The organism is Mesorhizobium kowhaii (assembly GCF_042431665.1).
Classification (GTDB): Bacteria; Pseudomonadota; Alphaproteobacteria; order Rhizobiales; family Rhizobiaceae; genus Mesorhizobium; species Mesorhizobium kowhaii.
The window spans coordinates 1-11,707 of the sequence record NZ_JBHLYT010000070.1; the positions used below are offsets into that span (position 1 = coordinate 1).

An 11,707-nucleotide genomic window follows, 5' to 3' on the forward strand; every position below is an offset into this window, starting at 1 on the left:
GATCGCCGCGCCAGGGTTCATCCTCGAAATGCGACCAGCCTTCCTCCCTATCCAACCCGCGCCGCCTCCCGCGTGCGCCAACTGATGGATGAGGAGACGCGTCCCGCAGGATATCACTGGTGCGGACGGGTCCGCCCTCTGGATTTTCATGGTCGGAACGCATCCGCTCCATGAGTGAATTGAACTGTTGGCCACCTTGTCCAGAGGCAGGACCGCGGGCCCCCCCTATGTCCTGCGCGCCCCCAGCTCTGACTTGCCCACTGTACAAGCCACCACGTCGACCAATACCCGTCATAGCCAACCCCGAGTGCAAATGAAAATACAATTGCGCACGGTCATTCCTGTCGCATTGCACGCTGAGGGTATCATCATACTCGTGGTATCTGACGGAAGCCTGACTAGACCTCATGTTGGACGAGTATCGCAATAACCTGGCGAGAGATTTATTGCTTTGCGCGGCAACCACCACTGGCGCCTCACAGGTCGGCATGCGGGCAGGACGGGATGAGGTGGCTATGAAGGATCGACTGGATGACATTCTTCAACCGCGATCTTTGCCTGACGATCTGATTGCGCCGCGTCACTTGCCGGCGCAGCGCCTGTGTCGGCTCGTCCGGAATCCAGACTTCTGGCAGGAAGCCTGCTGTCGCCAGAACGCCGGCATCGATCGTATCCGTCTTGATCTTGGCATAGGCAATGATGCGCACCTGCTTCGGGTTTGCGATCACCACTTCTGTACGTGCGGCGCGACAACCGCGGCGGCCGAGGACGCGTTGGCAGTGGCCTCTATCACCACGATGTCGCTCGGCGCCAGCTTTGCGGCAAACGCCTCTAGCAGTCGCGCCGCATGTCGACACGGCCCAGCCGCCTGAGCCTGCCGTCCTCCCACGCCACCGCCTCGGCGAAGGCGCGGTGGATATCCAGTCCGATGATGCACATGCCTGTTGCCTCCTTTCTGGCTCGGTCAAGAACGGGAGCTGGCGGGCAACACGACATCTACTGATCCGCGCTCGCAGCGCATCCGGGAAAGTCGCGAGGGGCGGCCATGTAACGAGCTCGGGCTCTCAGCCAACGGTCTAAAGACGGCCTGCCCGCACCTTCGTGCTCCCGGTGCCCCAGGTCCCGGATGGGCTCACCATAAGGCCGTTCCAAACAAAGAAACAGCAGGACGAATAGGCACCGCAGATCACATACCGGATAACGGCCAGGTCGAAAGAATGAACCGGACTATCAAGGATGCCACCTACTACGAGAGCCACGATCAGCTTCGCCAGCACCTTGCAGACTTCGTCTCCGCCTACAACTTCGCTCGTAGGCTGAAGACCCTCAACGGCCTCACGCCTTACCAGTTCATCTGCGAAGCTTGGGCCACAGAACAACAACGCTTCAAGCTAAATCCGCTCCAGCAAAATGCCGGGACTAAACACAAGGCTATGAGCAACTTGCGGGCGAGCGCTACGATCATCTTCGTTTTGCGTGCGGCGGTCGGACCTTCCGTTCGCGCCCGGTACCATTGGGCCAGAGCGCTATCCTTCTGGAACCGCAGAAAGCGCCAAGCAAGCTGGATCAGGCCGCGACGGACGCGGGCGTTACCTGCCTTCGCCAGTCCCTTCTGGCGCCGCTTAGAGCCACTTTCGTCGGGCGCGCCGGTCAGGCCGGCATAGCGCGCCACAGCCCGCCGGTCGCGAAGATTGCGGGAGAGCACCTCCTGAACCAGCATGTCTGCTGTCTCGATGCCGATGCCGATAATGCTGGCGATGAGACGCACCATCGCGTGCGGCCCCGCCGCCGGCTCCTGTTCGAGACGCGCAAGGCGGGCCTTCTCGATCGCTTTGATTTGCTCGCAGACCATGGCGAGCCGGGCCATGTCGCGCCGGAGTTCATCGATCGTATTGGGTAGCAGTGGCAGACCGTCCGGTGTCCGCAGCCCGTCAAGGCGCTGTACTGCCTTTCGCAATTTGGGATTGAAGCTGCGGATCCCGAGCCACGCCAGGATCGCCTTCATGCGGTTGATGATCCGCGTGCGCTCGCTGACCAGACTTTCCCGCTCACGGCTTGGACGCCTGGCATCCTCTTCCTCGAGCGTCGGAACTGCGACCATCCCGCAATGCCCACGCTCGCCGCGTAGCCAGCCCAGGAAGACGCGCATCAGCATCGCCGTGTCCAACCGATCGGTCTTCGCCCGACGATGTTCGCGCGACACCGCGACGCTAGTCGAATGGACGACGTGCACCTCGATGCCGCGCCTCTCCAGCCACCGCGCCAGCCAGAACCCATCGCGCCCGGCCTCGAAGGCCAGCGCAATCCGTTCGATTGCATTGCCCACCTTGACCGCCTCGTCACGCCACCGCTCCACCAGCCGCAGCAAAGCAATAGGATCAGGCTCCAACTTTTTCAGAGGCAAGCGTTCAATGCCGGGAACCTGTCCCGCCGCCAACCAACTCGATTCACTCATTTCAACAACGACGATTACGCTGCTATTTTGATCAAACGGGACGAGCGAACGGCTCAGATCGTCAACCTGGGTCAAACTCAGCGCGCGCGCAGCCAGTTCCTCTTGCGTCAGGTCCTGCTCATGGCCGCGAGGGGAAGGTGGGCGGCCGAGACCGCCCGGAGCCGGCAAAGCAGATCGGGCTCGGTCCATCGCGAAGCAGATCCTGCGGTCTCGGCCCGCCGGACGCCTTGTTGAAGGATTCGACTTGAGGACGTTTCTCGCTGAAGCTCCCCTTATCGTGACCTATCGGTGGCGAGAACGAGGAACCTGTGCCAGCAGCTGGCAGGGATCGACCTCCAGAATCTCCGCTAGTTCTAAAAACTCAATGACGTCCAAACGACGTTCACCGCCCTCATACTTTGCGACGAAGGACTGTGGGCGGCCCAGCGCCTGCGCAACCTGGAGCTGGGTCAGGCCCTTGTTCTTTCGCGCCGCAATCAGCTGTTTCAGCATCTGGCGCTGGCGAGATGATCGAAGGGATTTCGGCATTTTGCGAACCGGCCATGAAGGAACCGGCTCGCCGACTAATCCCAGTTTCGGAGTATCCCATTTTAGGATATTGACCGGGCGTCAGGGCGGACGCGCGATCGTACAAACCGAGAGAGAGAATTGGGAAACAGATCGCGCCTCGAGCCTAATGAACCCGTTATCGACGAAGTCCCCTGGTCGGACAGTCTCACGGCCTACGACAGGGAGCATTTCACGATCTACATGCGGCTGCTGGACGCATCGGCCGACAACGCAAGCAAGGAAGAGATGGCGCAAGTCATTCTCGGCCTCGATCCGGTATGCGAACCGGAGCGAGCCCTAAAGTCGCTTGACAGTCATCTGCGACGTGCAAACTGGATGGTGAGGACGGGCTACAAGGCAATGTTCGGCAGCTGACCATTTGCTCGGGTGCGCCACACCGCATTTTCAAGTGAGCAGGTCCTTGTATCCATCGTTCATGAGGGCATGGCCGCGGCGTATGGCGCGACGGATCAGGTCGCGCAGATGATCGCGCGGATCTGCCCAATCGGCCCTGACGCGCGCTTGGCCAAGCAGGGCTTCGGCGATGACCCGGTGCGTTGCCCCCGACAGCGACCCATCGAGCGCACGAAGGACGAAGCGGAGACGTCGGCCACGCGCCTCCGCACGAAACAGGGTATTCGGCAGCCGTCCGCGCATCGCCAGGCTGTTGAGGCATTCAAGTGCCCATAGCCGATGCTTCGCCTGCCCGGCCGGCCAGATCGCGTCGACCTGCAGGCGCACGCGCTGAGCGACTGTCGCACCTGAAACCGCGAGCTGAAGATGTCGCTCAGCAGGGCGCAACAGAACGTGCTGGCGGCCGTTGCCTGCCAAAAGCACCGTGGCACGACATGGCGGCGCCGTCAGATCGAAAGCGGGCGGCGCGGCCGAGGAAGATGCCGGTTCGGCGGTGATCGGCAAGACGTAGGGACATTGGCGTGGACACCAGAATACACGCGCATCAGGCCGCAAGGAGTCCGCGAAACAAAACGCCCCACCGCGTCAGGTCGGCGCGCGACGCGATGATGTCGAGCGACCTTGGACTGCCCAGCCATTCGGCCCCCTCCAGTGCCTTGGCCAGATCGTTGCGGAATGCCGGATTGCGCCGCAAGAACTCCCAGGCCCACTCTCGCCGCGTCAGACGAAACGTATGCTGGTACGCCCTATCATCGCACCAGTCCGGCCAGTCGGCTCCGGTGTCCTCCACCGACCTCATGGACAAGCCCCACGGACAAACCGACCAGGCATCACATCGCGCCGCAGGCTATTGGCGCCCACAGAACCGGCCCATGGAAACCGCCATTGCGCCGAACGGAACCAAGCGTCTCGGCCGAGACGTCGAGATATCCGGCCACCGCGCGGGTTAGGCCGATCGCGTGCGGTTCGCCGATCCGCTCAAGCGGCCAGCCGGCGCGGCGCAGGATGCGCTCCATGCGCAGATCGGTGACCGTGACAATTCGCTCGAGACTGCATGACAGGCCGAATTCGATGATGCCGGCGAAGAGTTCGTAGGTGGCGACAGCCACGCCGCCGGCGCCCTTGGGGGTCGATGGCTGAAGATCGAGGGCAAAGCGGCTGCTTTCCCAGATATCCGGCTCGCTGGGCGCTGCCTTGCCTTCCAACAGCTCGGCAAAAGTGTTGCCCAGCATGGTGGGTCCGGTCGACGGAAGCAGCCGCGCGCATCCCTCGACAGCACCGCCGAAACCGCGCAAAAGGAGATAGTTCGGTTTCAAGGAATCGAAGCAATCGATCTCGTAGCGGCCGTTCGTCGGCACCTGCCAGTCCAGCCGCTCCTTGAAGACGCGGTAACGCAAGCGGTGCATTTCATGAAGTTCGTCGACAAAGTCGCCATAGCAATCGGGTGTAACAAGCTGAATCACGCTGGGCCTCCTTAAAGGGATCACCCTGGCATTGGAGGCGAACCTTCGGCACGAAGCATCCTGTGCAACTGTACAGGGTAAAGCTGCTTGTCAGAAAAGATCGTTGTTGGAAGCCGAAAGCTGCATCACGGCTTGCATGACTGTGCGCACGCCGAGCTTCTTCCTGGCATTGTCCAGATGATACGCGGCTGAACGGCGCTTGACGCCCAGGATACGGCCGGTCTCCCACGCTGACTTGCGGCGCGCCGCCCATTGCATGCACTCATATTCCCGCAGCGTCAGCGCAATACCACTTATCACTCGATCGGTAACAAGCTTGCGACGAATGTGAATATGGAAACAGGTCGCCATGAGTTGAAGCGCCTGTTCATAGCGCTCGGCGGCGAGCAGGAACGAGCGATTGGGTTCGTCAGCGGCAAAGGTCACGGCCGCGACACCGCCCCGGCGTTCGACAATCGCAATGGTCACACCGCAGCGGTCGGCTGTTCGGGAGCTGGTGGTTGAGGCGAAGCGAACCGTCCGGGTCGGCGCGCGGAAAGCGACCAGAGCGCGTTGACCAACGTCAAGCCGGCATCGCCGTGATCGCAGTTTTCCGCGCACCGAGCAAGCGGATGGGCCATCGGCTCGCCAGCGCTCGAGCTGGACGGCCGCGCAGCCGGTCCCCGCCATCAGCCGGGCAGCATTATGGAAAGCATGCTTGGCACCTCGTGCTGGGGGTCGAAAGGCAAGTCGACTGCCGTCAGTGCTCGTTTTTAGCCTGCTCCCGGCGCCAGGCATGCATGATCATCATGTTACGGCGTAACGCCGAGGGTGGCTGGCGGGCCAAGCAGCACGATGCCGACGCTGTCACCGACAAGAACGATGTCTCGCGGCGCGCAATCAACCAGCTTCGCGCTCGCCCTGCCCGCAGGCCAACCAGTGGCGTTCCGCGCCTGCGGGAACGAATATCCGGAGGTGTGATGGCATTGCGTCCCGACCGCGCTCGAAGGTGCCTTCCCTCACGTTACCGCCGGCCGGTGTCGTGTTTGAAGCCCATTGGTGCAGCTGGGAAGAGCTAAAATCACGCAATTGGTGGTGTTGACGCTCCGGCAGGCATGATAAAGATTGATTAAATCGATTGAGTTCCTTCGCGGCGGGGTTGCGACCATTTTGGGGAACATGGACGCAAAAGACACCAGAAAAGCCCGCGCCGGACGCAAGGCCAACGACGTCAAGGCGGATCTGATCGCTGTCGTGGTCGCGGTCACCGATGGGCACCCTTCCGTTCTCACCATCGGGCAGGCCAATGCACTTCCGTCGGACCCGTTCGAGTTCGATCACCGCTCGCTGCAATCGGGCCTTCGGGCATGGGTCGAACAGCAAACCGGTCAGCCGCTTGGTTACATCGAGCAGCTCTACACATTCGCCGACCGCGACAGGATCGGCGCCGAAAACCCGCAACGTGTGATTTCGATCAGCTATCTCGCACTCACCCGGCAAGAATATGCCAGAGACTCGGCCAAGCCCTGCTGGGGGAGCTGGTACGATTACTTCCCGTGGGAGGACCATCGCTCCGGCACGCCGCCGGTGGTGCTGGATGTTCTGCGCCCCCGTCTGATCGAATGGGCGCAAGGCGCGCCAGAGGTCGAGGCGCGTCGCGAGCGCCAGCGGCGGGCAGCAGTCGCTTTCGGCTTCGACGATCTGGGCTGGAACGAGGAGCTCGTTCTTCAACGCTATGAGCTGCTCTATGAGGCTGCGTTGATTGAAGAGGCGGCTCGCGGCGGGCAGCATGCGGGTGCCCTCGCCCCGATGCCGGGCAGATCGATGGTCGCCGATCATCGCCGCATCCTGGCAACAGGTATTGCGCGGTTGCGCTCCAAAATCAAATACAGGCCCGTCGTGTTCGAGCTGATGGCGCCGGTTTTCACGCTTCTACAGCTGCAGCGAACCGTGGAGGCGCTCGCCGGCAGGCTCGTTAACAAGCCGAATTTCCGCCGCCTGATCGAGCAGCAGGAGCTAGTCGAGGAAACAGGCGAGACCACCACGGAAACCGGCGGGCGGCCCGCCAAGCTTTATCGCTTCCGTCATGCCATTCTCGACGAGACGGTCATAGCTGGGACAAAATTGCCGCTGGCGCGGTCTTGACATCCTTATAGTCGGTGTAGAAATATCCCCTTATAACCAGATTGACTATAATTGGAGGCGCCGATGACGCGGGCGTTACCTACGGCCACCTCCCTATACGATCGCGTCAGCCGCGTGATTCCGTCAATCGAATGGTCGGCCTTCAGCGACGACATCGACGCAATCCTGGGGCTGAAGCGCCAACGCAACGCCGTCATCCTGGCCCACAACTATCAGACGCCGGAGATCTTTCATTGCGTGGCCGACATCGTCGGCGACAGCCTGGCTCTCGCCCGCAAGGCAATGACGGTCGAGGCGCAAGTCATCGTGCTCGCAGGCGTGCATTTCATGGCTGAGACGGCCAAGCTGCTCAATCCCGACAAGACAGTACTCATCCCGGATCTCGGCGCCGGCTGCTCGCTGGCCGACTCGATCACGGCATGGGACGTGCGGTTGATGCGTGAGCGTTATCCGGGAGTTCCGGTTGTCACCTATGTAAATACGTCCGCCGCCGTGAAGGCTGAGTCCGACATTTGCTGCACCTCGGGGAATGCGCTGGCGGTGGTGAAGTCGCTCGGCGCGCCTCGCGTGATCATGTTGCCCGACGAATATCTGGCGAGAAACATCGCCGCGCAGACAAAAGTCGAGATCATTGCCTGGAAGGGACGGTGCGAGGTGCATGAGCGCTTCGCAGCGTCCGACATTCAAGAGCTGCGCGAGGCCTATCCCGGCGTAACGGTGCTTGCTCACCCTGAATGTCCACCGGAGGTCGTGGCGGAGGCAGACTTCGCTGGCTCGACGGCGGCGATGTCGGACTACGTCGGACAGCACAAGCCAGCGCGTGTGATGCTCATGACGGAGTGCTCGATGAGTGACAACATTGCCGTCGAACATCCGGAAATCGAGTTTGTACGCCCCTGCAACCTGTGCCCGCACATGAAGCGCATCACGCTCGCCAACATCCGCAGCGCGCTCGAAGAAAACCGTCACGTCGTCACGATCGATCCCCATGTTGCTGAGCGGGCCCGTTGGGCTGTGGAGCGCATGCTCTTCGTATGACGCAAGAGATGCGTGACATTGGCGGGGCGCCAGTAATCATCGGCGCGGGCGTTGCCGGCCTGGTGACGGCGCTTCATCTGGCGCCGCAACCAGTCGTCCTTCTCTCCACGACCCCGCTTGGAACGGACGCCTCCAGCACGCTGGCCCAGGGCGGGCTCGCGGCGAGCGTCGGCGAAGACGACAGCCCCGAACTGCACCTCACCGATACGCTTGCCGCCGGCGATGGGCTTTGCGACGAAACGATGGCCAGGCGGGTGGTCGAGGCCCTACCTAACGCAATCGACCATCTCATTCGTCTGGGTGCTCCTTTCAACCGTGCGTTGGATGGGAAACTGCGGCTCGGCCTCGAGGCGGCGCATTCGCGCCGCCGGATCGTGCACGCCGCCGGCGACGCCACCGGCCGCGAGTTGTTCCGCACGCTCCTCGCCGCGATCCGGCGGACACGTTCGATCACGATCCTGGAAGGCGTGACAGCCCTTCGCCTCGTGGTTGCGGAGGGCGGCATTGTGGGCGTGTTGGCGGCCCGACATAGCGGTACCTTCGCACTGCCGACGCGACGCGTGGTGCTTGCGACCGGCGGCATCGGCGGCCTATTCAACGATACAACGAACCCACTTGGCTCATTCGGGCATGGTCTGGCGCTGGCTGCCTGCGCAGGCGCCGAGCTTGCCGATCTTGAATTCGTGCAGTTCCATCCGACCGCCCTCGACAGCCCCCGCCGACCAATGCCGCTTGTAAGCGAAGCCGTACGCGGCGAAGGTGCAGTGCTCGTCGACGAACACGGTCAGCGCTTCCTTGCCAATACGCCCGGCGCCGAGCTCGCCTCGCGTGACGTGGTCGCGCGGGCCATCTCCTGTCAGCTCACCGTGGGACGTCGTGTCTATCTCGACGCCCGGCAATGCCTCGGCCAGAAATTCGCCAGACGCTTTCCGGCGATCGACGCGGCTTGCCGGCAGGCCGGCATCGATCCCGCCATCGAGCCGATCCCGGTACGCCCGGCCGCGCACTATCACATGGGTGGCGTGGCCGTTGACGCTGAAGGGCGCAGTTCCGTCTCCGGCCTGTGGGCATGCGGCGAAGTTGCATGCACCGGGCTGCACGGCGCCAACCGGCTGGCCAGCAACTCGCTTGCCGAGGCGGTCGCAACAGCCGCGTGGGTAGCGGCAAGCGTCGGTGGCACTTGCGCCGGCTGGCAGTGGCCCAGGCTTCCTTCAGCCGGTCCCTTGCGACCTGACCCTTCACCCCTACGCCAAGTCGTCTCGAATGCGCTTGGTATCATCCGCAATGGCAAGGGGCTACGCCAGGCCGTGGCGGCTCTGCTGCCGATCGCCGTTGGCGAGACGGCGGCGGCCGACCCGGGACTAGTGGCGATGTTGATCTCGATTGCGGCGCTTCGACGTGAGGAGAGCCGCGGCTCGCACCACCGATCCGATTTCCCCGGGCGCGGTGCTGCCGCCCTCCCCTCGCGACTGACGCTCTGCACAGCCTTTGAGAATGCCGTCGCGCTCAGCTGGCAAGCATCCGAACGGAGCTGTTGATATGACTTCACTTGCACCGCTTCCCCAGATCATCATGGAACCCATCGTGCGCAGTGCCCTCCTGGAAGATCTGGGCAGAGCTGGCGACATTACGAGCGACGCAATCATCCCAGCCGATTGCAAGGCGACGTTTGCGTTGAATGCCAGGCAGGCTGGCGTTGTTGCCGGGCTCGATCTGGTCATGTTTGCCTTCCTACTGGTCGATCCTGGGATCAGCATACAGTTGCGGTGTCCCGAGGGTGGCAAAGTGTCGGCCGGAGAAACCATCGCGATGGTAAACGGGCCGGCGCGCAGCCTGCTAACGGCCGAGCGGACGGCGCTCAATTTCCTCTCCAGGCTGAGCGGCATTGCGACGGCTACCGCCGCGCTGGTGGATGCGGTACGCGGTCATAACGCAAAGATCGTGTGCACACGAAAGACGACACCCGGCCTACGTGCTCTGGAAAAATATGCGGTGCGCGCTGGCGGCGGCGCCAATCACCGCTTCGCACTCGACGACGCCGTGCTCATCAAGGACAACCACATCGCCGTTGCCGGCGACATCCGCACCGCAATCGAGCGCGCGCGCGGCGCGATTGGCCACATGGTGAAGATCGAGGTCGAGGTCGACACGCTTGACCAACTCGAGATGGCGCTTCAGGCGAGCGTCGACGCCGTACTGCTCGATAACATGTCCCTCGAGGATCTTGGCCAGGCCGTGGCGATGGTCGGCGGCCGGGCTATCACCGAGGCGTCGGGTCGGGTGACACCGAAAACGGCTTCGGCAATTGCGGCGACCGGCGTCGACCTTATCTCGGTCGGCTGGCTTACCCACAGCGCTCCCATCCTCGACATTGGCCTGGACATGCCAGCCAACCGGAATTGTAGCAGGCATCTGAACTGAGGGAGAGGACATGAACCGGAACCGCAGGAACTCCTTTGGCCGCAGACTAACTTGCGCCAGCACGTCCCCAGTTCCACCGACCGTCGACGCAAGCCTGCTAGCTGCACGACCACACAGTTAAACCGGCGAGGCGGGAGTGACGGGCCAGGAGCAAACAAAAGACTGCGTGGACGTACTTGGCTCTATCATATGCCGGCTCGACGAACTGCGCCAGATGGCGGCCTCCCACGGGCTGGAAACACTCAGTTTTCTACTGGACGTCGCCTTCACCGAATCCTGTGACGCGATTAGAAGGGAGCGTTCCTCCGCTCAAGGCGAAACAATGGATGCAGCGGTCCGCGCTGACGACGTGAGTTGAGCCATTGCCGGCAGCAGCTGGGGTCTTCTGTTTTGAACGAAACCGGTAATCGCCTTTCCACACGAGTACTTCTGGCTGGGCCAAGGGGATAGGTTTGTCGATCGGCAAGGCGGCGGCCCGCGGCCGCTGAGCGAGCGTGATGTGACGTTGCTCGCCGACCTCGCGCGCCTCGTCGAGCCCCGCGACGCAGGGCGATCCGGAGCGTCCGCTGCTGTGGGTGTCGAAGAGCCGCGACAAGCTGGCGTCGGCGCTCGTTGACATGGGCCACGCGATCAGCCCCAACAGCGTGCGCAAACTGCTCACCGAGCTCGGTTTCTCGCGCCAGTCCAACCGCAAGGCGGAAGAAGGCTCCAAGCATCCCCACTGCAACGCCCAGTTCGAGCACATCAACGCCAAGGTCATCGCGGCGCAAGCGGCGGGCCAGCCCGTCATCTCGGTCGAAACCAAGAAGAATGAGCTCGTCGGCAACTTCAAGAATGGCGGAACCGATTATCGCCCGAAAGGCGACCCGCACCGCGTGAACGTGCACGACTTCGAGGACAAGAAGCTCGGCAAGGACGACGTGAGCGCCAACGCCGGCTTCGTCAGCGTCGGGCTCACGAGCGATATGGCCGAGTTCGCCGTGCAGTCGATCCGTTGCTGGCTCGAACGGTGCGCGCGTGCGGCTCTGGAACGTCGGGCTGCAAAGGCTTGCCGACGAGACGGGGCTGGTGATCCGCGTCCACCTCTATCCGCCGGGCACATCGAAGTGGAACAAGGTCGAGCATCGGCTGTTTGCTGTTGTCGAAGACGGTCGAAACCCGCTGATAAACGACGACAAGATCTGAAGCGCTGGAAGAGCAAAGGCGGCCGCCCGCGCGCTCTTCAACTAGCGCTGTAGCGGGC

10 protein-coding genes and 4 pseudogenes are annotated in these 11,707 nt (G+C 62.6%); 7 read left to right on the plus strand and 7 right to left on the minus strand.

The annotated features are described in order from the left end of the window. Positions 1–479: 479 nt before the first annotated feature. A pseudogene (locus tag ACFFNA_RS33845) lies at positions 480–939 on the minus strand (IS110 family transposase); the annotation flags it as partial. Between the two features lie 230 nt (positions 940–1,169). Between ACFFNA_RS33845 and ACFFNA_RS33850 the strand changes: the two are divergent. After that, positions 1,170–1,400 (plus strand): annotated as a pseudogene (locus ACFFNA_RS33850) (integrase core domain-containing protein); the annotation flags it as partial. Here ACFFNA_RS33850 and ACFFNA_RS33855 read toward each other — a convergent pair. Together ACFFNA_RS33855 and ACFFNA_RS33860 are read right to left on the minus strand one after the other, a co-directional pair. After that, positions 1,343–2,530, minus strand: a complete 1,188-nt coding sequence (locus tag ACFFNA_RS33855; protein WP_245331278.1) for an IS110 family RNA-guided transposase — start codon at positions 2,528–2,530, stop codon at positions 1,343–1,345. The pseudogene ACFFNA_RS33850 and the gene ACFFNA_RS33855 sit on opposite strands and share 58 nt — an antisense overlap. Before the next feature lie 207 nt (positions 2,531–2,737). Further along, complete coding sequence (locus tag ACFFNA_RS33860) at positions 2,738–2,983, minus strand: helix-turn-helix domain-containing protein (protein WP_095090258.1); 246 nt, start codon at positions 2,981–2,983, stop codon at positions 2,738–2,740. A gap of 120 nt (positions 2,984–3,103) precedes the next feature. On the opposite strand from ACFFNA_RS33860, the gene ACFFNA_RS33865 reads away from it, so the two are divergent. Then, the gene (locus ACFFNA_RS33865; RefSeq protein ID WP_095090259.1) at positions 3,104–3,379 is read left to right on the plus strand and encodes a DNA -binding domain-containing protein; all 276 of its coding nucleotides are present in this window, start codon (positions 3,104–3,106) and stop codon (positions 3,377–3,379) included. Positions 3,380–3,409: 30 nt separating this feature from the next. On the opposite strand, the gene ACFFNA_RS33870 is transcribed toward ACFFNA_RS33865, so the two are convergent. The 4 genes and pseudogenes from ACFFNA_RS33870 to ACFFNA_RS33885 form a co-directional block, all read right to left on the minus strand. Continuing rightward, the gene (locus ACFFNA_RS33870; protein ID WP_245331279.1) at positions 3,410–3,922 is read right to left on the minus strand and encodes a DUF2285 domain-containing protein; all 513 of its coding nucleotides are present in this window, start codon (positions 3,920–3,922) and stop codon (positions 3,410–3,412) included. Between the two features lie 40 nt (positions 3,923–3,962). After that, positions 3,963–4,217, minus strand: coding sequence for a transcriptional regulator domain-containing protein (locus ACFFNA_RS33875; RefSeq protein ID WP_143748885.1), 255 nt, complete (start codon positions 4,215–4,217; stop codon positions 3,963–3,965). Positions 4,218–4,248: 31 nt separating this feature from the next. Beyond that, on the minus strand, positions 4,249–4,881 hold the full coding sequence (locus ACFFNA_RS33880) for an acyl-homoserine-lactone synthase (protein WP_378924216.1): 633 nt from the start codon (positions 4,879–4,881) through the stop codon (positions 4,249–4,251). 90 nt (positions 4,882–4,971) lie between these two features. Then, a pseudogene (locus ACFFNA_RS33885) lies at positions 4,972–5,355 on the minus strand (helix-turn-helix transcriptional regulator); the annotation flags it as partial. 684 nt (positions 5,356–6,039) lie between these two features. On the opposite strand from ACFFNA_RS33885, the gene ACFFNA_RS33890 reads away from it, so the two are divergent. From ACFFNA_RS33890 to ACFFNA_RS33915, 5 genes and pseudogenes are all read left to right on the plus strand, one after another. Then, positions 6,040–7,005, plus strand: coding sequence for an NUDIX hydrolase (locus tag ACFFNA_RS33890; RefSeq protein WP_378924218.1), 966 nt, complete (start codon positions 6,040–6,042; stop codon positions 7,003–7,005). Positions 7,006–7,068: 63 nt separating this feature from the next. After that, positions 7,069–8,043 (plus strand): quinolinate synthase NadA, encoded by a 975-nt coding sequence (nadA, locus tag ACFFNA_RS33895; protein WP_095090264.1) that lies wholly within the window; start codon positions 7,069–7,071, stop codon positions 8,041–8,043. Continuing rightward, entirely contained in the window at positions 8,040–9,581 is a 1,542-nt protein-coding gene (locus ACFFNA_RS33900) for an L-aspartate oxidase (protein WP_378924220.1), read from the plus strand. Before nadA ends, ACFFNA_RS33900 begins: the two co-directional genes overlap by 4 nt. Before the next feature lies 1 nt (position 9,582). Next, positions 9,583–10,464: a carboxylating nicotinate-nucleotide diphosphorylase gene (gene nadC / locus ACFFNA_RS33905; RefSeq protein ID WP_095090266.1), complete on the plus strand. Its 882-nt coding sequence runs from the start codon at positions 9,583–9,585 to the stop codon at positions 10,462–10,464. A gap of 454 nt (positions 10,465–10,918) precedes the next feature. After that, a pseudogene (locus ACFFNA_RS33915) lies at positions 10,919–11,598 on the plus strand (ISAzo13 family transposase); the annotation flags it as partial. Positions 11,599–11,707: the final 109 nt, after the last annotated feature.